The sequence below is a fragment of the Actinomadura sp. KC06 genome, assembly GCF_004348735.1.
GTDB lineage: Bacteria > Actinomycetota > Actinomycetes > Streptosporangiales > Streptosporangiaceae > Spirillospora.
Genome location: NZ_SMKT01000147.1, coordinates 1 through 21959 on the forward strand (window position 1 = coordinate 1; position 21959 = coordinate 21959).

Genomic DNA, 21959 nt, shown 5'->3' on the forward strand with positions numbered 1-21959 from the left:
GGTGTGTGGGGTGTGGCGCGGGGGGCGAGGAGGGGCGCAGGCGGTGTCGCCAGGGGGATCGGGCGTGCGGAGGCGTCCTCCTTGGGGAGGACTGCGGATCCGCGCACAGGAGGGGTCACGACCTGGCGCGACCTCCTAGGGTGAGAGTCGTGTCACCCCGCATCCGTGGTCTTCATTCCTTCCGCGCCTGGCTGCAGGCGCGTCCGCTGGCAGCGGACACGCTGCTGGCTTTCGGGCTGCTGTTGGTGGGGCTGCCGCAATTGCTCCTGCAGGAGCTTCCGAAGACCGAGGAGTTCGAGGAGTTCCGGGACCCTGACCTGTGGTGCGTGCTGGTCGTCGTCGTTGTGACGATGTCGCTGCGGTGGCGGCAGCGCCGTCCGCTGGCGGTGCTGCTGTTCATCGTCGCGGGCGAGATGGCGCTGGGGGTGGCGGGGTATCCGCCGTCGGCGTCGGACGTGCTGGCGTTCCTGATCGCGATCTACAGCGTCGCGGCGCACCGGGGCCTGGCGCAGAGCGCGGTGGGCGGGCTGGTGGCGCTGGCGCACCTGCTGGTGTACATCACGATCCTTCCGGTGTCGACGTCGCCGGTCGAGATGATGACGAACTTCGTGCTGCTGATCGGGGTGTGGGTGCTGGGCCGGAACCTGCGGCTGCGGCGCGCGTACTTCGCGGAGCTGGAGGACCGGGCGGCGCGGCTGGAGCGGGCGCGGGGCACGGACGCGCGGGCGGCGCGGATCGAGGAGCGGTCGCGGATCGCGCGGGAGCTGCACGACGTGGTGGCGCACCATGTGAGCGTGATGACGGTGCAGGCGGGCGCGGCGCGGCGGATCATCGACCGGGATCCGGGCAGCGCGCGGGAGGCGATGTCGACGATCGAGGAGGTCGGGCGGACGGCGCTGAGCGAGATGCGGCGGATCGTCGGGGTGCTGCGGACGGACCGGGATCCGGAGCGGGCGGGCCGGGAGCTGGCGCCGCAGCCGGGCCTGGGGGATCTCGGGGAGCTGCTGGATCACGTCCGGGAGACGGGCCTGTCGGTGCAGCTGTGGATCGAGGGGGAGGCGCGTCCGCCGTCGCCGGGGGTGGACGTGGCGGCGTTCCGGCTGATCCAGGAGGCGCTGACGAACACGTTGAAGCACGCGGGGCCGCAGGCTCGGGCGTGGGTGCGGCTGTACTACGGGGACGGTGACCTGACGGTGGAGATCGAGGACGACGGCCGCGGCACGGCGACGTTCATGGTGGAGGACGGGGACAATCCGGGGCACGGCCTGGTCGGCATGTACGAGCGGGTCGCGCTGTACGGTGGCGAGTTGAAGATCGGTCCGCGGGTCGGCGGCGGGTTCGGGGTGCGGGCCCGGTTCCCGCTGGAGGCGTGAGGGGTGCGGGAAGGCCGTAGGTTGGGCGGGAGCGCCGCAGGTTGGCTGGAGCGCTGTGAGGCGAGGAGCGGGCACGATGGATGAACCGGGACGCCGGGGCCGAGCGGGCGGTGCGGGGCGATGACGACGGTGCGGGTGCTGCTCGTCGACGATCAGCCGCTGCTGCGGACGGGTTTCCGGCTCATTCTGGAGGCGGAACCGGACATCGCGGTGGTCGGCGAGGCCGGGGACGGCGCGGCGGCGGTGGAGCTGACGCGGTCGATGCTGCCGGACGTGGTGCTGATGGACATCCGGATGCCGGGGGTGGACGGCATCGAGGCGACCCGGCGGATCATCCGGGAGGGCGCGGCGTCGCACGATCCGAGGGTGCTGATCCTGACGACGTTCGACCTGGACGAGTACGTGATCGAGGCGGTGCGGGCCGGGGCGAGCGGGTTCCTGCTGAAGGACTCCCCGCCCGAGGACCTGGTGCAGGCGATCAGGATCGTCGCGGCGGGCGACGCGATCGTGGCGCCGTCGGTGACGCGGCGGCTGCTGGACAAGTTCGCGACGCGGCTGCCGGCGGTGCGGGACGCGTCGCCGCCGCCGGGGCTGGACACGCTGACCGAGCGGGAGCGCGAGGTGCTGGCGCACGTGGCGCGGGGCCAGTCGAACGCGGAGATCGCGGCGGAGCTGGTGGTGAGCGAGACGACGGTGAAGACGCATGTGGGGAACGTCCTGGCGAAGCTGGGGCTGCGGGACCGGGTGCAGGCGGTCGTGTACGCGTATGAGACGGGCCTGAGCCGCCCGGGCCAGAGCTGACCCTGGAGGGGCCCGTAGAGGCGCGCGGGGGTCTCAGGGACGTCCCTGAGACCCCGGCGCGCCCATCTCGGGGCGGGTCTTGCCGCAGGTGCGGGGCCCGGCGGGCCGGGCGGGCGCGGCGGCCGGGGCGCCGGGAGAGGCCGCCGGGTCGGGGCCGGTCCCTGAGAGGCCCCCTGCCTTTCGGGTGGACGGGTCTACTCCGCTAGGACGACCGGAGGGCCCCTTCTACTGCCACGGGTGGACCGGCAAGTCCGTTCCTGAGGGCCATCACACGAGATCGTCGGCCTTCTACTGTTTTGTACGTCGGATCGCCGGGGGCACGGCGCGGTCGCGACGCTTTCCTCTCACTCGCACTGTTTCCTGCTCACTCACACTCGGGAGTTTCACGTGACGAACACCGCCCCATCGACCGCCGGCGCGCACACCGCGCCCGGGGCGGGCGACTTCGCCGCACGGACCCAGCGGATCGCGAAGGTGTACGGGCGCGGCGACGCCCAGGTCGTCGCGCTCGACGGGGTCACGGTCGGCATTCCCCGCGGCCGCTTCACCGCGATCATGGGCCCGTCGGGGTCCGGGAAGTCGACCCTCATGCACTGCATGGCGGGCCTGGACTCGGTGGACTCCGGTGAGGTCTTCATCGGCGACACCGAGCTGACCCGCCTCAAGGACAAGCAGCTCACCCGCCTGCGCCGCGACAAGGTCGGTTTCATCTTCCAGGCGTTCAACCTGGTCCCGACGCTGACGGCGCTGGAGAACATCACGCTGCCGATGGACATCGCGGGCCGCAAGCCGGACAAGGAGTGGCTGGACACGGTGATCGACACCGTGGACCTGCGGCCGCGCCTCAAGCACCGCCCGTCGGAGCTGTCGGGCGGGCAGCAGCAGCGCGTCGCGTGCGCCCGCGCGCTCGCCGCCCGCCCCGAGATCATCTTCGCGGACGAGCCGACCGGGAACCTGGACTCCAGGTCCGGCGCCGAGGTGCTCGGCTTCCTGCGGGACTCGGTGCGCCGGATGGGGCAGACGATCGTGATGGTGACGCATGACCCGTCCGCGGCCGCGTACGCCGACCAGGTGCTGTTCCTGACCGACGGGCAGATCGTCGACACGATGGAGGGCCCGACGGCGGAGCGGGTGCTGGAGCGGATGAAGGGCTTCGACACCGGCGCCGGCCGGGCCGCGCAGCCCGCGAGCGCGCAGCCCGCGGGGCGTCCGGGCGGGCAGGGGCCGGGGGTCGCGGCGCGATGATGGGCAAGGTCACGCTCCGCAACCTCGCGGCGCACAAGATCAGACTGGTGCTGACGGCCGTCGCGGTGATCCTCGGCGTGGCGTTCGTGGCCGGGACGCTGATCTTCACCGACAGCATGAACAAGCAGTTCGACGACCTGTTCAGCAGGGTCGGCACGAACGTGGCCGTGGACGTCCGCGCCAAGAAGGTCGTGGACGGCGACGACGACGGGATGGCGGCGCAGCCGGTCCCGGCGTCCGTCCTGAAGGCCCTGGAGGGCGTCGAGGGCGTCAAGGACCCGAAGGGCAACGTCTCCGGTTACGCGGCGGTCGTCGGCAAGGACGGCAAGGTCGTCGGGACGCCGCAGAACGGCCCGCCGCAGATCGGCGCGAACTGGACCGGCACCGGGACCTACGACCTGGCGTCGGGCCGCGCGCCGCAGGGGCCGGGCGAGGTCGTCGTCGACGACCGGACCGCGGAGAAGGGGAAGCTGGACGTCGGCGACACCGTCCAGGTCCTCACCGCGGGGCCGCCGCAGCGGATGCGGCTCGTGGGCCTCGTCGACGCCGGGAACCTGATGGGCGCGACGCTCACCGCGTTCGACACCCCGACGGCGCAGAAGCTGATGCTGAAGCCCGGCTACTTCAGCGACATCGAGATGGGGTCGGCGGGCCCGTCGCAGGCGGAGCTGCGCGACCGGGTCGCGAAGGTGCTGCCGGCCGGGATGGAGGCCGTCACCGGCGAGGAGCTCCGCGAGGAGGCCAAGAGCGACATCGCCGCGATGATGAACTTCTTCCGGACGTTCCTGCTCGTGTTCGCGCTGATCTCGATCTTCGTCGGGGCGTTCATCATCTTCAACACGTTCTCGATGCTGGTGGCGCAGCGGACCCGCGAGCTGGCGCTGCTGCGCGCCGTCGGCGCGGCCCGCGCGCAGGTGACGCGGGCGGTGATCGGCGAGGCCGTCGCGGTCGGGATCGTCGGGTCCACGCTCGGGCTGGCGGCCGGGGCGGGCCTGGCGACGATGCTGCAGTCGCAGGTCGGCGACGCGGGCGACGGCGGCCTGACGTTCACCGCGACGCCGGTGATCTGGTCGTACGTGGTCGGGATCGTGGTGACGGTCGTGTCGGCGTACTTCCCGGCCCGCCGCGCCGCGAAGATCCCGCCGGTGGCGGCGATGCGCGACGACGTCGCGCTGCCGCAGCGGTCGATGCGGATCCGGATCGCGCTCGGGTCGCTGCTGACCCTGGCCGGCGCCGGCCTCATCGGCGTGGGCCTGGCCGGCGACGACAGCAACGCGGCGATCCTGGTGGGCGCGGGCGCGTTCGGGGTGTTCATCGGCGTGGCGATGCTCGCCCCGGTGATCAGCGTCCCGGTGCTGCGGGTGCTGGGCGCGCCTGCGGCCAGGCTGCTGGGGTCGCCGGGACGGCTGGCGAGGCAGAACGCGCTGCGCAACCCGCGCCGCACCGCCGCGACCGCCGCCGCGCTGATGATCGGCCTGGCGCTGATCACCACGGTGAACGTGCTCGGCGCGACGATGCGGGCGTCGATCGACGACCAGATCGACTCGCAGTTCGGCGCGGACTACCTGGTCGCGTCGGAGGGCATGGGCGGCGTCGCCGCCGGCGCCGCGCAGAGGATCCAGGCGGTGCCCGGGGTGACGGCCGCGTCGCCCGCCTACGCCGGCGACGCGAAGATCGCCGGGAAGAACGCCTCGTACATGGCCGCCGACGGCGCCGTGATCGCGAAGGCCGCGAAGCTGAAGATGGTGTCGGGCGGCGCCGACCTCGGGGACGCCGGGATCATGGTGGACGAGGACACCGCGAAGGACAACGGCTGGAAGGTCGGCTCCGCGGTGCCCGTGCAGTTCACCGACGGCAAGACCGAGCGGCTGACGGTGACCGGTGTGTACGCCAAGAGCGACCTGATCGGGAACCGGCTGGTGTCCACGCAGGTGTATCTGCGGCACACCCTCAACCCGTCCGTGGACGCCATCGTGGTGGACGCGGCGGCGACGACCGCGGCGACGAAGACCGCGCTCGAGTCGGCGCTGAAGGACTACCCGAACCTGAAGGTGTCCGACCAGTCGGCGCTGAAGGAGGACGCCCGCAAGCAGGTCGACGGGTTCGTGACGTTCCTGACGATCCTGCTGATCATGTCCGTGATCATCGCGGCCGTCGGGGTGATCAACACCCTGGCGCTGTCGGTGATCGAGCGGACCAGGGAGATCGGGCTGCTCCGCGCGATCGGGATCTCCCGGCGGCAGCTGCGCCGCATGATCCGGCTGGAGTCCATCATGATCGCGGTGTTCGGCGCGGTGCTCGGCATGGGCATCGGGGTCGCGTTCGGCGCGGCGCTGCAGAACGCGCTCGCCGAGGACGGCCTCGGCGTCCTCGCCATCCCGTACGGGACGCTCGCCGTCTACCTGGTGGTCGCCGCGGTGATCGGCGTGCTGGCGGCGCTGTGGCCGGCGTGGCGGGCCGGGCGCATGGACGTCCTGAAGGCCATCGCCACCGAGTGACCCCGGCGGGGAACGCGAAAGACCCGGCACCTCGACGAGGAGGTGCCGGGTCTTTCGCGTGTTCCGTCAGGCTGGAGCGGCCCGGCCTGATGCGGCCTGGCGGTCACTCCGTGGGTTCGGCGGGGTCGTCGGCGGGCGCCGGGGCCTGCGCGACGGCGGCCTTGGCGACCGCGTCGGTGGCGCTGACCGTGGTGTTCTCCGGGAAGTGGCAGGCGGCCTGGTGGCCGGGGCTGAGCTCCACCAGCGGCGGCTCGACCTGCTTGCAGATGTCCTGCGCCTTCCAGCAGCGGGTGTGGAACCGGCAGGCGGGCGGCGGGTCGAGCGGGCTCGGCACGTCGCCCTGCAGCCGGATCCGCTTCCGCGCGCCCCGCTCGGCGGGGTCGGGGATCGGCACCGCGGACAGCAGCGCGTTGGTGTAGGGGTGCATGGGCCGCTCGTACAGGTCGGCCCGGTCCGCCACCTCGACGATCTTGCCGAGGTACATGACGGCGACGCGGTCGGAGATGTGCCGCACCACCGACAGGTCGTGCGCGATGACCACGTAGGTGAGGTCGAGCTCGTCCTGCAGGTCTTCCAGCAGGTTCACGACCTGCGCCTGCACCGACACGTCCAGCGCCGACACCGGCTCGTCCGCGACGATCAGCTTCGGCTTGAGGGCCAGGGTGCGGGCGATCCCGATGCGCTGCCGCTGCCCGCCGGAGAACTCGTGCGGGTACCGGTTGTAGTGCTCGGGGCTCAGCCCGACGAGCTCCAGGATCTCCTGGACGGCCTTCTTCACGCCCTGCTTGGCCTCGATGTTCTGCAGCCGGAACGGGGCTCCGACGATCGCGCCGACCGTCTTGCGCGGGTTCAGCGACGAGTACGGGTCCTGGAAGATCATCTGGATGTCGCGGCGGAGCGGCCGGAGCCGGCCCTGCGACATCTTCGTGATGTCGTGCCCCTCGAAGACGATCTTCCCGAAGCTCGGGTCCAGCAGCCGCATGATCATCCGGCCGGTGGTGGACTTGCCGCAGCCCGACTCCCCCACCAGCCCGAGGGTCTCGCCCTTGCGGACGGAGAAGGACACCCCGTCGACGGCCTTCACCGCCGCGACCTGCCGGCGCAGCAGCCCCGCCGTGACGGGGAAGTGCTTGCCGAGGTTCTCCACCTCCAGGAGGGTCTCGCCCTCCTGGAGGGGACGGGTCCCGTCCGCCTGGGTCTTCGCAGTGCTCACCACAGTCTCGTTCCCACCCGTGCTCGTCACAGCTTCGGCCGGATCTCGTCGGTCCAGATCTCCCGGCGCTTGTCCAGCGGCAGATGGCACGCCGCCTTGTGGCCGGGTTCGAGCTCGATCAGCTCGGGCCGCTCCGTCGTGCTCTTGCCGTCGTTCAGGTCCGCGTAGGGGCAGCGGGGATGGAAGGCGCACCCGGACGGCACGTTGATCAGGCTCGGCGGCGACCCCACGATCGGCAGCAGCCGGTCGGTGCGCTCGCGGTCCAGCCTCGGCATCGAGCCGAGCAGCCCCCACGTGTAGGGGTGCAGCGGCCGGTGGAAGGCGTCGTCCACGGAGGCGTACTCGACGCAGCGTCCCGCGTACATCACCAGGATGTCGTCCGCCAGCTCCGCGACCACGCCGAGATCGTGGGTGATCATGATGACGGCGGAGTTGAACTCCTGCTGCAGGTCGCGGATCAGGTCCAGGATCTGCGCCTGGACGGTCACGTCCAGCGCGGTCGTGGGCTCGTCGGCGATGAGCAGCTCCGGGTCGCACGACAGCGCCATCGCGATCATCGCGCGCTGCCGCATGCCGCCGGAGAACTGGTGCGGGTAGTCGTCCACCCGCTTGTCCGGCTTGGGGATGCCGACCCTGCCGAGCATGTCGATGGCGTGCTTGCGCGCCACCTGCTTCGACACGTCGTTGTGCACCCGGTACGCCTCGATGATCTGGTGGCCGACCGTGTAGAACGGGTGCATCGACGACAGCGGGTCCTGGAAGATCATCGCCATGTCGCGGCCGCGGAGCCGGCGGACCTCGTTCTGCGAGGCGCCGACGAGCTCCTTGCCGTTCAGCCAGATCTCCCCGGACACGTTGGAGTTGCGCTTGTTGTGCAGGCCCAGGATGCCGAGGCTCGTGACGCTCTTGCCCGACCCGGACTCGCCCACGATGCCGAGGGTGCGGCCGCGCTCCAGCTGGAACGACAGCCCGTCCACCGACTTGACCAGGCCGTCGTCGGTCGGGAAGTGGATCTTCAGGTCGCGGACCTCGAGGAACGCCGCGGGAGCCTCGCCAGTGCCCGCGGTGCCCTTGGCGGGGGCGGTGCCGGTCATCAGCCCAGCCTCACTCTCGGGTCGACGATGGCGTACAGCAGGTCGACGATCAGGTTGATGATCACGATGGAGAACGATGTGATCAGCGTGACGCCGAGGACCATCGGCAGGTCGCCGCTGCGGATCGAGTCGATCGCGAGGCGGCCGAGGCCCGGGATGCCGAACGTGCTCTCGGTCAGCACCGCGCCGCCGAGGAGCAGGCCGAGGTCCAGGCCGAACACCGTCATGATCGGGGTCAGCGACGCGCGGAGCGCGTGCTTGGTGACGACGGTCTTCTCCGGCAGCCCCTTGGCGCGGGCGGTGCGAATGAAGTCCTCGTTCATCGTCTCCAGCATGCCCGCTCTGGTGAGCCGCGCGTACATCGCCGCGTAAAGGAACGCGAGCGTCACCCAGGGCAGCACCAGCGACTGGAACCACCTCACCGGATCGTCGGTGATGTCCTTGTAGCTGCCGCCGCCCGGGAATATCTCGATGCTGTAGGAGAACAAGGCCAGGGACACCAGGCCGGTGAAGTAGATGGGCAGCGACACGCCGCTCAGCGCGATCAGCATCGCCATCCGGTCCCAGACGCTCCCGCGCCGCAGCGCCGAGATGACACCGACGGTGATGCCGCCCGCGAGCCAGACGATCGCGGCGCCGAACGCGAGCGACGCCGTCGCCGGGGCGCGGTCCATCAGCGTCTCCCGGACGGGCTGGCTGCTGCGGAACGAGTACCCGAAGCACGGGGCCGGGCATTCGTCCGTGGTGGGGCCGGCCTTGTAGTCCCTGCCCGCGACGATGCCCTTGAGGTAGTCGCCGTACTGCACGAGGACGGGATCGTCGAGGCCGAGCCGCTCCTTGGTGTCCTGGATCGCCTCGGGCGTCGGCGCCTTCCCGACGAATCCGGCCGCGATCTGGTCGGTGGTCTGTCCCGCCAGCTTCGGCAGCCAGAAGAAGATGCCGAAGGTGACCAGGCTGACCAGCAGCAGCATGACGACGGCGCCGATGAGACGCCGGATGATGTATGCGAACACAATGCTCGGCCCCACCCGCCGACCGGGCGGACCTGTGGGTCCGGCCCCGGCCGGCGGGCGTCGCCTTCACCTGCCTTCAGAGGGACGCATGGGCGAGCGGGCTGTTACTCCGTCACGCCCATGTTGAGGTAGTCGTACATTCCGCCGTAGGAGTAGGTGATGCCCACGTTGGACACACGCTTCGGCCTGTACATCAGCGCCTTGGCGTAGACCAGCGGGACCTCCGCGGCCGTCCCCATGACCAGCTTGTCGGCCTCGCCGTAGGCCTTCAGGCGGGCCGCCTCGTCCGGGTTCTGGATGGCGTCGTCGAGGGCCTTGTTGACGCCCGGGTCGTCGAGCTCGGCGAGGTTGTTGCCGCCGGACGGCTTGATGGCCTCACCGTGGACGATCTGCTGCAGGAACCCGTAGCCGGTCGGCCAGTCCGCCGCCCACGCCATGATCATCATGCCGATGCCGTGGTCGTGGACGTACTTCGGCACGCCGACGTACTTCGAGAAGTAGTCGCCGGCCGGGAACTGCACGATCTCGGTCTTGATGCCGACCTTGGCCAGGCTCTGCTGGATGGCCTGCGCCATCGCGACTTCCTTCGGCCGGTCGGACCGGGCCGAGATCTTGGTGCTGAAGCCGTTCGGCTGGCCGCACTTCTGCAGCGCCTCCTTGGCCTTCGCCAGGGTCGCCTGGTCGAGACCGCCGCCCTCGGCCTGCTTCTGCGGGTACAGGTCGAACTTGGTGTAGCCGGCGACCGTCGGGGGCAGCACCGTGGTGGCGATGTCACCGCCGGCCAGCGGGCCGCCGTAGGCGGTCTGCGCGGCGACCTTGTCGGTCGCGTACTGCACGGCGACGCGGCAGTTGATGTTGTCCAGCGGCTTGACGTTGACGTTCAGCGACATGAACCGCAGGAAGCCCTGGACGGGGTTGTCCACGTACGGCTTCTGCTCGGCGGCCAGCACCTTCGGCTGGGTGCCGGACTGGACGCCGACGCCCGCGATGTCCATGTCGAGCGAGCCGGCCAGCAGCCGCTGGTCGATGTCGTCCGCGTTCTGCTTGAGCTGGACTTCGATCTTGTCGGGCAGCGCCTTGCGGATCGGGTCCGTGCTCTGGTTCCAGTTCGGGTTGCGCGACAGCGTCATCGACTTGCCGCGCGTGTAGTTGTCGACCTTGTACGGGCCGCTGGAGACGATCGCGGACTCGTACTTCAGCCCGGTGTCCTTGGCCTTCGGCACCGGCATCGTCTGCGACATCGCGACCAGGTAGTCGAACTCCTGGAACGGCGTGTTCAGGTGGAACACGATCGTCTGGTCGTCCGGGGTCTCGATGGACTTCAGGCCCTGGTCGCTCTTGTCGTCGTAGGGGCCCTTGTACGCCGGGTCGTTGTCGACGAGGTACTGCTTGAAGTACTTCGGCCCGCTCTGCAGCTCCTTGGAGAAGTTGCTGCGCTCGACCGCGTACTTCACGTCCTTGGACGTGACGGTGCTGCCGTCGTCGTACTTGACGCCGGTGCGCAGCTTGTACGTCCAGGTCTTGCCGCCGTCGCTGGCCTGGCCGAGGTCGGTCGCGAGGTCCGGGACGACCTTCAGGCTCGGGTCGCCCGCGGCCGGCGCGAACGTGGTCAGGCCGCGCCCGTACAGGCGCGCGAAGTTCTGCGAGAACGCGTAGTAGGTGTTCCCGGGGTCGGGCGAGTCCCAGTCGTCGGAGCTGGCGAGCTTGAGCGTGCCGCCCTTCTTGTCCGACTTGTTGACGACCTCGTTGACGCCGGCGTTGTAGCCCGGGCCGCTTCCCGAGCCGCCGTCGTCTTCGCCGCCGCCACAGGCGGCGAGCCCCGCGGCCGCGACCACCCCGGCCGCGAGGACCGCGAACGGTCTCATCTTGTTCATGTGCAGGCGCACCCCTTCAATTAGACGGGTCCGAAAGAGACCCGATGTCACTTGGACCGAGGGTCGAGAGCGTCCCGCAGCCCGTCACCGAACAGGTTGAAGGCGAGGACGGTGATGAAGATGGCCATGCCGGGAATGATCATGTACATCGGGTCCGACTCGTAGATCGGCACGGCGAGCGTCAGCATGCCGCCCCACGAGGGCGTGGGCGGGATGACGCCGACGCCGAGGAACGACAGCGCCGCCTCGAACAGGATGTTGGTCGGGATCAGCAGGGTCGAGTAGACCAGGATCGGCGCGACCAGGTTCGGCAGGATCTCCTTGAACAGGACGTAGCCGTTGCGGGCGCCCATGCTGCGCGCCGCGTCGACGAACTCGCGTTCCCGCAGCGACAGCGTCTGGCCGCGGATGATGCGGCCGATGTAGGGCCAGTTGAAGAATCCGATGACCACGACCAGCACCGACACCCGGAGCCCGTTCCCGCTCATCCCGAACGCGCCGTCGGCGACGACGCCGACCAGCGCGATCGCGAAGAGCAGCAGCGGGAAGGCGAGGAAGGCGTCCATGGCGCGGCTGATGATGTAGTCGACCCAGCCGCCGAAGTAGCCGGCGGTGATGCCGAGGACCGTGCCGATCACGACCGACATCAGGGTCGCGAGGAACGACACCAGCAGGGAGATCCGTGCGCCGTGGACGATGCGGGCCAGCATGTCGCGGCCGGTCCCCGGCTCGACGCCGAGCCAGTGGTCACCGCTGATGCCGGAGTGCCAGAAGCCGGACTTCGGACGGTTGTACGTCGGGTCGATGAGGTTCTGGTGGTACTTCAGCGGGTCCTGGACGAAGTAGGGGCCGAAGACGGCGATGAGGATCAGGACGATCACCACGACTGCGCCGGTGAGCGCGATCTTGTCGCGCTTGAGCCGCATCCAGGCGATCTGCCCGAGGGAGCGCCCCTGGATCTTCTTGCGGTCGACGCCGGCCAGTACCGATTCCGGCTGAGCCTCTTTGTCGGACCCGCTCACCTCGATGGGTGCGGCCACGCTCCATACCTCCTACCGTCCGGCCACTGGTTCGGCCATGCCGCCGGCGTCGACCGGCGGCCGCGGAGATCATCCGCCGGCCCCCGTGCCCGTCACGCCGCGTTCGCTGAAGGGAAACGTAGTCCTTCGGGCACGACTGTCCATCCGTGAAGCGACCTTCGCCAGTACCCGTATCTGACTTGTGATCTCGTCGTCATCTGGGGAACACGAGCCCGGACGTCACGTCGGACAAATCGCACGAATAGTAAGTACGGCGCTACCCCGGCAGGCAACAGATAGCCGGTCTAGACCGGAAAGCTTTATCGGACTGAGTCCGATCCGAGACCGTTCCTCCGCAGGTCAACGGCGGTCGGCACGCAGCGTGACGCCGGACGGGAGGCGGCGCGGGCGCACGGCGGCGGTCCGGGACGCCCCCGCGGTCGCGCGGGGGCGTCCCGGACCGCCGTGGCCGGTGCGCAGAGCCGGACGAAAGCCCGGACGGAAGCCTGACGGAAGCCGGGCGGGCGCCGGAGGGGCGCCGGACGGGAGGCGGCGCGTCAGGACGGACGGGGGCCGCGTGAGGACGGACGGGCGCCGGGCGTCAGGAGATGCCGCGGTCGCGCAGGATCCGCTCGATCTCCGCCATCTCGGGGTCGCCGCCGCCCTGCGCGGGCCCCTCCACGGCGCCCTTGGCCTTGCCGGACCGCCCGGCGGACTTCGGCCGCGCGTCCCCGGCCCCGGCGGCCTTCTTCCCGCCCTTGCCGCCGGCGTCCATGCGGCGGCTCATCATGGCGCCGGACGTCATGTAGAGCAGCACGGCGAGGCCCGCGACCGCGACGCCCGCCCACTTCATCGGGTTGAACGCCAGGTCGACGAAGAACTCGGTCACCCCGGTCATCCACGCGGCGAGCGGCACCAGCGACAGCGCGGCGCCGCGCAGGCCCACGCCCGCGCCGCGGCGGCGGTAGGCCCCCCAGCTGATGACCAGCCCGAGCAGGGTCACTCCGAGGCTGATCGCGAAAATGGCTGCGTCGCTCATGCCGGCCCTCAATCCCTACGCTTCACGGTCCTGCGCTGGTGCTCTCTCCTCCATCGTCACACGCCGGACCGCGGTTCCGGTCCTCCCGGCGGACGGTTTGTCGCCCGGCGGGCCTCCTCCTCCGGCGTGATCCGTCCCCTAGGGTCCACCTCGCAGGTATCAGCGGCCTCTGCCGCCTCCGGCACACCTCTCATCGGACGAATCCGGCGAATAACCACAAATCAGGTCAACGTCCGGCAACGTTTGGGCGTCGGGCGGGTGGAGACCCGCATCCTGACCCGGCCGCCCGGACCGGTCCCCCGCGTTCAGGCCACGGGGCCCGGGGACGGTTCGGCGAACGCGGGGAGGGCGCGCAGCGTCGCCAGGCTCACCTCGCGCAGCGAGGCCACCACCGTGCGGCCCGGCGCGGGCGGGATCGGCAGGACGCCGGGCACCGCGACGGTGACGCAGCCCGCCGCCTCCGCCGCCGCGACGCCGTTCGGAGAGTCCTCCAGCACCACGCAGCGCCCCGGGTCGGCGCCGAGCCGCGCCGCCGCGGTCAGGTACGGCTCGGGGTCGGGCTTGGTCCGCGCGACCTCGTCGCCGGCGACGCTCAGCGCGAAGTGCTCGCGGCCGATCGCGTCCAGCACCGGCTCCAGGAGGCGGCGGTGGCTGGAGGACACCAGCGCCGCCGGGACGCCCGCCTCGCGGATCTCGGCGAGCAGGTCCTTGGCGCCCGGCATCATCGGGACGGAGGCGGCGAGCCGCTCGGCCATGCCGTCCAGCATCCGCCGGCCGACCTCCTCGGGCGGGGCGTCCGCGCCGGTCAGCTCCAGCATGTAGTCGACGGCGATGGCCAGGGAGCCGCCGACGAGGCGCTCCTGGTGGGCGGGCGTCCATTCGCCGCCCAGCCACGCCATGACCTCCGACTCGACCTCGAGCCAGACGCGTTCGGAGTCGATGAGCAGGCCGTCCATGTCGAACAGCACGGCCTGCGGGCCGCCACGGGTCACGTCGCTCCTCTCGTGCGGGGGTTTCCGGTCCGCCCGCGCGCGGTCGTTCTTGGACGGTGTGTGCAAAGAGACGGTGACGGACCGGTCACCGGACCGATACCGTGCCCCCAGTAACCTACTACCGGGTAAGGAACGGCATGAGCGCGTACCGCATCATCCTCGTCGGCACCGACGGCTCGGACTCCTCGTTCGGCGCGGTCGACCGGGCCGCGCAGCTGGCCGCCGCCACCGGCGCCACGCTGCTGCTCGCCTCCGCCTACAGCCCCATGCCCGCGCGGGAGCGCGCCAGCGCCGCCGACCGGCTCGGGGACCTGGCGTACAAGGTGCAGGGGTCCACGCCCGCCGACGACGCGCTGCGCGCCGCGCGGGAGCGGGCCGTCGCCGCCGGGGCCACCGACATCGACCAGGTCGCCGTCGAGGGCGACGCCGTCGACGTCATCTCCCGGCTGGCCAAGGACCGCGGCGCCGAGCTGGTCGTGATCGGCAACCGCGGGCTGAACAGCCTCGCGGGCCGCATCCTCGGGTCCGTCCCGGCGAACCTGTCGCACCGCTCCCCCTGTGACGTGCTGATCGTCCACACCACCGACGGTAAGTGACGCGGGCCCGCCGGTTATTCCGCCGCGGGCGTACAGGGCCGGTGCAGGGCCGCGGAAGGGTGGGGTACGTCACCGCCAGGACGTAGGCTGACAGCCACCGATCATGAGCGGGGCCCCGACCCCCGGGAATGACGGCCCCCGACGGTGACGCTGTACCTGGGCGTCGGAAGGAGGCAGCGCGTGGTCGAGCTGGAAAGTCTGCCCGAACTGGTCGATCCGGTTCTCGTGGCCGCCTTTGAGGGGTGGAACGACGCCGGGGAGGCCGCCAGCGGGGTCATCGCGCATCTGGAGGCCACCTGGGAGGCGGTGCCGATCGCCGAACTCGACCCCGACGACTACTACGACTTCCAGGTCACCCGCCCGATCGTGGAGATGACCGACGGCGAGACCCGCGGCATCACCTGGCCCACCACCCGCGTGTCGTGGGCGCGGCTGCCGGGCGGCAAGGACGTCGTGCTCCTGCACGGCATCGAGCCGAACATGCGGTGGCGGTCGTTCTGCCGGGAGCTGGTCGGCCTGATGATGGAGCTCGAGGTCCGCAACGTCGTGCTGCTCGGCGCGCTGCTCGCCGACGCGCCGCACACCCGTCCGGTGCCCGTGACGGGGGCCGCGTCCGAGGCGGGGCTCGTCGGCACGCTGCACCTGGAGCCGGCCCGCTACGAGGGGCCCACCGGCATTCTCGGCGTGCTGCAGGACGCGTGCGCCAAGGCCGACCTCGACACGGTGTCGCTGTGGGCGGCCGTCCCGCACTACGTCGCGCAGCCGCCGTCCCCGAAGGCCACCCTCGCGCTGCTGCGCCGCGTCGAGGACCTGCTGGACGTGACCGTCCCGCTGGGCGAGCTGCCCGAGGAGGCGCGGGCCTGGGAGAACGGCGTCAACGAGCTCGCCGAGGAGGACTCCGAGGTCGCCGAGTACGTCCGGACGCTGGAGGAGCAGAAGGACGCCACCGAACTTCCCGAGGCGAGCGGCGACGCCATCGCCCGCGAGTTCGAGCGCTACCTCCGCCGCCGCGACCCGGGCTGACCCGGGGCCCGGCGACCCGGTCGGCCGACCCGGCCCGGCCGCGCGGCCGTCCGCCTGCTGGCGGTACAAAGGGGTCTAAAGTGGGGCGTTTGGAACGCGCCCGACGCCACTGGCTGGTCGTCTATAGGCTGGCGGGCCTACCCTGACGTGCACCCCGCCGAGTCGACGACCGGACGAGAGGAAGCTCCCCGTTGCCGCAAGCCCAGCCGCTGCAACCCCATGACCCGGCGCGCCTGGGGCGCTACGAGCTGCTCGGGCGGCTCGGCTCCGGCGCGCAGGGCACGGTCTACCTCGGCGCCGGCGCCGACGGCCAGCGCGTCGCCGTCAAGCTCCTGCGGGTCCAGTTCGACGACGACGACACCGCGCGGGCCAGGTTCGTCCGCGAGGCGGAGGTCGCCAAGCAGGTCGCCCGGTTCTGCACCGCCCAGTTCCTCGACGCCGAGGTCGCCGGCGACAGCCCGTACCTGGTCAGCGAGTACGTCCCCGGCGAGGCGCTGAACCGGGCCGTCGCGCGGGACGGGCCCATGACCGGCGGCGCGCTGGACCGGCTCGCCGTCAGCACCGCCAGCGCGCTCACCGCCATCCACCGCGCCGGGATCGTGCACCGCGACCTCAAGCCGCACAACGTCCTGCTCGGCCCGGACGGCCCGCGCGTGATCGACTTCGGCCTGTCGCGGGTGCTGGACGCGGCCAGCGCGGTCAGCAGCCGTGCCGTCGGCACCCCCGCCTACATGGCGCCCGAGCAGGTGTCCGGGCTGGACGTCGGCGCCGCCGCCGACATGTTCGCGTGGGGCGCGACGATCACGTTCGCGGCGACCGGGCGGGCGCCGTTCGGCTCCGACTCCATTCCCGCGGTCATGTACCGCGTCCTGCATCACGAGCCCGACCTCGGTGACCTGGACGGCGAGCTGCGGGAACTGGTCGCCGCGTCGCTGTCGAAGGACCCCGCGTCCCGGCCCACGGCGGCGCAGCTTCTGCTGCGGCTCGTCGGGCACGAGGACGCGTTCGACACGGCCGCCGTCGCCGTCACGTCCCCGTCCGCGCTCCCGGCGCCCGTTCCGCCATTGCCGCCGGTGCCGCCGGCAGCGGGCCCCGTGCCGGGGGCGGCGCCGGGCGAAGGGGCCGGTGAGAACACGCTGCCGCCCGCGGTAACCGACCCGGCCCCGGACGCCCGCGGGCCCGGCCCCCGCCCGCCGCGCCGGAAGCGCCGCCTCGGGCGGGCGGTCGTCGCGGCCCTCGCCGCCGTCATCGTCGCGGCGCTCGCCGGAGCCGCGGGATACACCCTGCTGGAGCGGCCCGAGGACGACGGGCCCGAGGCCGGCGGGCCGCACGGGCAGGTGACGGCGCCGGGTTCGACGGCCGCCCCGTCGTCCGGGCCGTCGTCCGCCAAGCCGAGCCGCACCCGCGCGGGCGCGTCGGGGTCGACGGCGCCGGGGCGGCCGGGCCCGGGCGGCGGCGCCGGCCCCGGGGAAGGCGACGGCGGAGGCCCCCCGGTCACCAGCGACCCGCCGCCGAAGCCCGTCGTGCTCGGCTCCCCCAGCCCCGCCAAGTACTGCGCGGCCCGCGAGCGGAACGCCCAGTTCCGGAGCACCAAGTGGTACTGCGTGCCGCGCGACGGCGACATCGGCGTCGACACCCCGATCGAGATGACGTCGGTGTGCGCGGCCCAGTACCGCCACGACGCCGAGGCGCGGCTGCGCGGCGACGCGGGCAACCCGTCCGACTGGGACTGCTACGTCCTGGAGTGACGGCCCAGAAGACGGCGACGGCCTAGAGGACGATGCCGAGGAGCGCGTCGGCGATGGCCCTGACCTGTGCCGGGGCGGCCTCGTCGGCGCCGTCCGCCGCGGCCCAGGCGTCCAGGACGGCCAGCGCGGCCGGGGCGTCGAGGTCGTCGGCGAGGCCGTCGCGGACGGCCGCGGCGACCGGCGCGGCGGGCGGCCCGGACGGCCGGGACACCGCGGCGCGCCAGCGGCCGAGGCGGGCGGCGGCCTCGTCCAGGCCGTCGCGGGTCCATTCCCAGTCGGCGCGGTAGTGGTGCGCCAGCAGCGCCAGCCGGATCTCCATCGGGTCGGTGCCGGACTCCCGCAGCTTCGACACGAACACCAGGTTGCCGCGCGACTTCGACATCTTCTCGCCGTCCAGGCCGACCATCCCGGCGTGGACGTAGGCGCGGGCGTGGGGCCGCTCCCCCGTGGCGACCTGGGCGTGGGACGCGCTCATCTCGTGGTGCGGGAACGCCAGGTCGGAGCCGCCGCCCTCGACGTCGAACGCCATCCCGAGGTACTCGATGGAGATCGCGGAGCATTCGACGTGCCAGCCGGGGCGGCCCTCGCCGAACGGCGACTCCCAGCCGGGCTCGCCGGGGCGCCGCGCCATCCACAGCATCGGGTCGAGCGGGTCGCGCTTGCCGGGGCGGTCCGGGTCGCCGCCGCGCTCGGCCGACAGCGGCTCCATCTCGTCCCGCGCCAGCCGGCTGACCTGCCCGAACGCCGGGTCGGCCGCGACGGGGAAGTAGACGTCGCCGCCCAGCTCGTAGGCGGCGTCCCGGCCGCGCAGCTTCTCGATCATCTCGACGATCAGCGGGATCGCCTCGACGGCGCCGATGTACCGGTCGGGCGGCAGGATCCGCAGCGCCGTCATGTCGTCGCGGAACAGCTGGATCTCCCGGTCGGCGAGGGCCCGCCAGTCCTCCCCGGTGTCACGGGCACGTTCCAGGAGCGGGTCGTCGACGTCGGTCGCGTTCTGGACGTAGTGGACGCGGTGCCCGAGATCGCGCCACACGCGGTTGACGAGGTCGAACGCCAGGTAGGTGTTGGCGTGGCCGAGGTGGGTCGCGTCGTAGGGGGTGATCCCGCACACGTACATCCGGGCGGTGCCGCCGGGCTCGGCCGGGCCGGCGGGACGCGCCGTCCCGGTCCCGGTGTCGTGCAGGCGGAGCGGCCGGGAGGCGGCGGGCAGACCCGCGTCGGGGAGGCCGGGGACTTCAGAGGCGGGCCACGATCGCATACGGAAAGCTTATCCATGCCCTGTTCGCGGGTTTGCGGCGAGATCAGGTCAGGTGTCGCGAGTGTCCGGTCAGCCGAGCCGGACGCGGGGGTCCAGCACCGAGTAGCCGATGTCGACCAGCAGGTTCGCGGCGATCACGAACAGCGTCACGGTCAGCGTCACCCCGATGATCACCGGGGTGTCGCCCGCCGCGATGGACTGGTGGACGAGCTGCCCCACGCCCTGCAGCCCGAACACCTTCTCGGTGACGATCGTCGACCCGACCAGCGCGCCGAGGTCGATCCCGGCCTGCGTGACGACGGGCGCCAGCGCCGGCCGCAGCCCGTGCCGCAGGACGACGCGCCGCTCCGGCAGTCCCTTGGCCCGGGCCGTGCGCACGTAGTCCTCGCCGAGGACGTCCAGCATCGCGCCGCGGGTCAGGCGCGTGTAGGACGCGAGCATCAGGAACGCCAGCGCCGCCCACGGGAGGATCATCCGCCGGAGGAAGTGCTCCTGCATCGGCGGGCCCGCCTCGAACAGGTGGACGCCGGTCTCGTCCAGCCTGGTGGCGAACACGTACAGCAGCGCCAGGGCCACCACGAACGGCGGCGTGGACAGGCCGACCAGCACGAACGCCGTCGCCGCCCTGTCCCACAGCGACCGCGCCCTGGACGCGCCGAGCACCCCGAGCCCGACGCCCCCGGCGATCCACAGGACCGCGGCGCCGAAGACCAGCCACAGCGTGGTGGGGAGCCGCTCCGCGATCAGCGCCGACACCGGCGTCCCGCTGATGTAGGAGTCGCCGAGGTCGCCGTGCAGCAACCGCCCCACGAACCGCCAGTACTGGACGAGGACGGGACGGTCCAGCCCGAGGTTGGCGCGGATCTGCGCCAGCGTCTCGTCCGTGGCGCGCGGCCCCCCGATGACCCGCTCCACCGGGACGGGCGACACGTGCAGGAACACGAACACCAGCGTCGACACCAGCCACAGCACGACGGCCGAGTAGAGCAGGCGGCGCAGGACGTACCGCGGCAGCCCCCGGCTCACCGCCCGCGCCCGGCCCGGCGGCCGCCGCGCGGGTCGAGGGCGTCGCGGATCCCGTCGCCGACCAGGTTGAACGCCAGCGTGGTCAGCAGCAGCAGCGCGCCCGGGACGGCGAGGAGCCACCACGCGGACCGGAACGCGTCGCTCCCCTCGCCGAGCATCGAGCCGAGGCTCGGCACCGGCGGCGGCACCCCGGCGCCGAGGAACGACAGCGTCGCCTCGAACACGATCGCCGCCGGGATCTGCAGCGAGGCCAGCACGGTGATCTGCGCGGCCAGGTTCGGCAGAACGTCCACGACCATGATCCGCGCGTCGGACGAGCCGAGCGCGCGGGACGCCTCGATGAACTCCCTGCGCCGCAGGGCCAGCACTTGGCCGCGGATCACCCGCCCGGCGGCCGCGAACGAGAAGAACGCGATCACCAGGACCGTCAGGGCGAGCCCGGCGGCGGCCGACGACACCCGGAACGTCGTCGCGAGCGTGATCGCCACGAGCAGGTAGGGCAGCGCGAGCGTCATGTCCATCAGCCGCGCCAGCAGCGCGTCGACGGCGCCGCCTGCGAACCCGGCGAGCGTCCCGGCGGCGGTTCCGGCGACGGTGGCGAGCAGCGCCGCGCAGACCCCGACGACCAGGGACACGCGCGTCCCGTAGGCGGCGCGGACGAGAACGTCGCGTCCGAGCTGGTCGGCGCCCAGCGGGAACTCCGCGCCGGGCCCGGTCGGCTGCCCGGCGACGTCCAGCCCGGTCTCAGGGAACGTCTGGTCATAGGGGTGGCCCGTCAGGTACGCCCACAGCGGCGCCAGCAACGCGAACACCGCGATGGCCGCCAGGACGGCGACGGACGCGACGGCGACCCGATCCCGCCGGAAACGCGCCCAGGCCGGCTGGGACGGCGTACGCCCCCGCACCGGCTCGGGCTCCGGGCGCTTCACCACCGGCCGCGCGCCGACGTCCACGCGCCCGCTCATCCCACCCCTGCCATCCGCGCACTCCCCGTCTGCTGATGACCGGCCCCGCGGGCGGCCCCCACCGCCCATGCGAATCGCGATAAGTGGCCAAGCTAACACCGAGCGTCACCGCACCGCCGTCGGTTGACGGAAAACACCGGCCGACGGGGGAACGCCGCGCTAGAGCACCCGCGCCCAGGCGGCGGGATCACCGGGGACGGCGGAGAAGTCGTACCGGACGCCGTCCGCGCTGAGAGAAGTAAGGCTGACCGAGGTGGTGCCCCAGACCCGCCCGTCACCGAGGTCGAGCAGCGGCAGCAGGGCCCGATGGTCGGCGCGGGGCAGGCCGTCGCCGTTCACCAGCGGCAGCCACTCACCCCAGGCACGCTCCAAAGACTCGTCCAGCCCCGGCTCGGGACGCGCCGCCGCAGCCAGCCGCGGCCGGAAATACGCAAGCCGGGCCGCCATGTAGGCGTCCTCGTTCCCACCCTCAAGCTGCCCTTCGCCCTCGAGCCCGCTGTTGACGATCACGTGCAGGCCCGGGCCGAGGTCCCGCTCCGCGAGATCCGCGCCGTCCCAGCTCCACAGCCGCACCCGGTCGATTTCCGCGCCCACGAGATGGAACGGGTCGAAGGAAGCCAGCTCAACCCGCCCGAGCTTGCCCTCGGCGGCGACCCGCAGCGGCAGCTCCCCCCGCGTGGACCGTCCCGCCTCGGGCGCCATCCGGCCCCGCCCGTTCAGGACGGTGGCAATGCGCGGCGCCGCAGGCTCCACGGCAAACCAAGTCCCACCAGCCCGCAAATCCCGCCCAGCGACCACCCCAGGCCGATCCGCCCAGTGCCGCCCCGGCGCCTCCCACTCCCGCGCGACGAACTCGTCCCGCACACCAACCACCAGCACAGGAACGGGAGAAGACGGATCAAAACTAATGATCGCCGTGCACATGACCCCAATTGCACCACCCACCCCGATTCGCCCGAAGACCGGGGTCACACACGTCCCTTGGACGAGCCACAACACGATCCGTGGACAGAACCTCAGTCACCAGTTGCGGGCAGGCACGCGGAGCCAGCTCTGCGAGCGCAGCGGGCATGCCCGGCGCGCCGCGTCCCCGCAGCGGTGGGAGCGCCAGCGACCAGAGCGAGGAGACCCGTGCCGCGCAGCCGAGGGGTGGGGGTTCGTCCCCCCTCACTACAGGGG

Annotated in this window: 18 protein-coding genes; 7 read left to right on the forward strand and 11 right to left on the reverse strand. The window is 72.0% G+C overall.

Features of this window, described 5'->3' with window-relative positions:
- The first annotated feature begins 149 nt into the window (after nt 1-149).
- The 4 genes from E1287_RS33215 (at nt 150) to E1287_RS33230 (ending at nt 5917) form a co-directional block, all read left to right on the forward strand.
- Nucleotides 150-1373 (forward strand): sensor histidine kinase, encoded by a 1224-nt coding sequence (locus E1287_RS33215; RefSeq protein WP_131969242.1) that lies wholly within the window; start codon nt 150-152, stop codon nt 1371-1373.
- 120 nt (nt 1374-1493) lie between these two features.
- Nucleotides 1494-2174 carry a response regulator transcription factor gene (locus E1287_RS33220; protein ID WP_131969243.1) on the forward strand — a complete coding sequence of 227 codons (681 nt, stop codon included), beginning with the start codon at nt 1494-1496 and terminating at the stop codon, nt 2172-2174.
- Between the two features lie 387 nt (nt 2175-2561).
- Nucleotides 2562-3419 carry an ABC transporter ATP-binding protein gene (locus tag E1287_RS33225; protein WP_131969244.1) on the forward strand — a complete coding sequence of 286 codons (858 nt, stop codon included), beginning with the start codon at nt 2562-2564 and terminating at the stop codon, nt 3417-3419.
- Nucleotides 3416-5917 carry an FtsX-like permease family protein gene (locus E1287_RS33230; protein ID WP_243719599.1) on the forward strand — a complete coding sequence of 834 codons (2502 nt, stop codon included), beginning with the start codon at nt 3416-3418 and terminating at the stop codon, nt 5915-5917. The genes E1287_RS33225 and E1287_RS33230 overlap by 4 nt, the downstream gene beginning before the upstream one ends.
- A gap of 103 nt (nt 5918-6020) precedes the next feature.
- On the opposite strand, the gene E1287_RS33235 is transcribed toward E1287_RS33230, so the two are convergent.
- The 7 genes from E1287_RS33235 to E1287_RS33265 form a co-directional block, all read right to left on the reverse strand.
- The gene (locus E1287_RS33235; protein WP_131969245.1) at nt 6021-7130 is read right to left on the reverse strand and encodes an ABC transporter ATP-binding protein; all 1110 of its coding nucleotides are present in this window, start codon (nt 7128-7130) and stop codon (nt 6021-6023) included.
- A 26-nt stretch (nt 7131-7156) separates the two neighbouring features.
- Entirely contained in the window at nt 7157-8224 is a 1068-nt protein-coding gene (locus E1287_RS33240) for an ABC transporter ATP-binding protein (RefSeq protein ID WP_131969246.1), read from the reverse strand.
- The gene (locus E1287_RS33245; RefSeq protein WP_131969247.1) at nt 8224-9237 is read right to left on the reverse strand and encodes an ABC transporter permease; all 1014 of its coding nucleotides are present in this window, start codon (nt 9235-9237) and stop codon (nt 8224-8226) included. The genes E1287_RS33240 and E1287_RS33245 overlap by 1 nt, the downstream gene beginning before the upstream one ends.
- A gap of 104 nt (nt 9238-9341) precedes the next feature.
- A complete protein-coding gene (locus tag E1287_RS33250) occupies nt 9342-11111 on the reverse strand; it encodes an ABC transporter substrate-binding protein (RefSeq protein ID WP_207934612.1) in 1770 nt (589 codons plus the stop codon).
- A gap of 47 nt (nt 11112-11158) precedes the next feature.
- On the reverse strand, nt 11159-12151 hold the full coding sequence (locus E1287_RS33255; protein ID WP_131969248.1) for an ABC transporter permease: 993 nt from the start codon (nt 12149-12151) through the stop codon (nt 11159-11161).
- Nucleotides 12152-12731: 580 nt separating this feature from the next.
- Nucleotides 12732-13169, reverse strand: coding sequence for a hypothetical protein (locus E1287_RS33260; RefSeq protein ID WP_131969249.1), 438 nt, complete (start codon nt 13167-13169; stop codon nt 12732-12734).
- A gap of 305 nt (nt 13170-13474) precedes the next feature.
- Nucleotides 13475-14161: an HAD family phosphatase gene (locus E1287_RS33265; RefSeq protein WP_243719600.1), complete on the reverse strand. Its 687-nt coding sequence runs from the start codon at nt 14159-14161 to the stop codon at nt 13475-13477.
- A gap of 137 nt (nt 14162-14298) precedes the next feature.
- On the opposite strand from E1287_RS33265, the gene E1287_RS33270 reads away from it, so the two are divergent.
- From E1287_RS33270 to E1287_RS33280, 3 genes are all read left to right on the forward strand, one after another.
- On the forward strand, nt 14299-14757 hold the full coding sequence (locus tag E1287_RS33270; RefSeq protein WP_131969250.1) for a universal stress protein: 459 nt from the start codon (nt 14299-14301) through the stop codon (nt 14755-14757).
- 180 nt (nt 14758-14937) lie between these two features.
- A complete protein-coding gene (locus E1287_RS33275) occupies nt 14938-15780 on the forward strand; it encodes a PAC2 family protein (protein ID WP_131969251.1) in 843 nt (280 codons plus the stop codon).
- A 191-nt stretch (nt 15781-15971) separates the two neighbouring features.
- The gene (locus tag E1287_RS33280) at nt 15972-17528 is read left to right on the forward strand and encodes a serine/threonine-protein kinase (protein ID WP_131969252.1); all 1557 of its coding nucleotides are present in this window, start codon (nt 15972-15974) and stop codon (nt 17526-17528) included.
- Between the two features lie 22 nt (nt 17529-17550).
- Here the strand turns inward: E1287_RS33280 and mshC are convergent, their stop codons facing one another.
- From mshC to E1287_RS33300, 4 genes are all read right to left on the reverse strand, one after another.
- On the reverse strand, nt 17551-18789 hold the full coding sequence (gene mshC / locus E1287_RS33285) for a cysteine--1-D-myo-inosityl 2-amino-2-deoxy-alpha-D-glucopyranoside ligase (RefSeq protein WP_131969253.1): 1239 nt from the start codon (nt 18787-18789) through the stop codon (nt 17551-17553).
- 69 nt (nt 18790-18858) lie between these two features.
- A complete protein-coding gene (locus tag E1287_RS33290; protein WP_243719601.1) occupies nt 18859-19815 on the reverse strand; it encodes an ABC transporter permease in 957 nt (318 codons plus the stop codon).
- On the reverse strand, nt 19812-20780 hold the full coding sequence (locus E1287_RS33295) for an ABC transporter permease (RefSeq protein ID WP_131969254.1): 969 nt from the start codon (nt 20778-20780) through the stop codon (nt 19812-19814). Before E1287_RS33295 ends, E1287_RS33290 begins: the two co-directional genes overlap by 4 nt.
- Nucleotides 20781-20939: 159 nt before the next feature.
- Nucleotides 20940-21704 (reverse strand): NRDE family protein, encoded by a 765-nt coding sequence (locus E1287_RS33300; RefSeq protein ID WP_131969255.1) that lies wholly within the window; start codon nt 21702-21704, stop codon nt 20940-20942.
- Between the last annotated feature and the right edge of the window lie 255 nt (nt 21705-21959).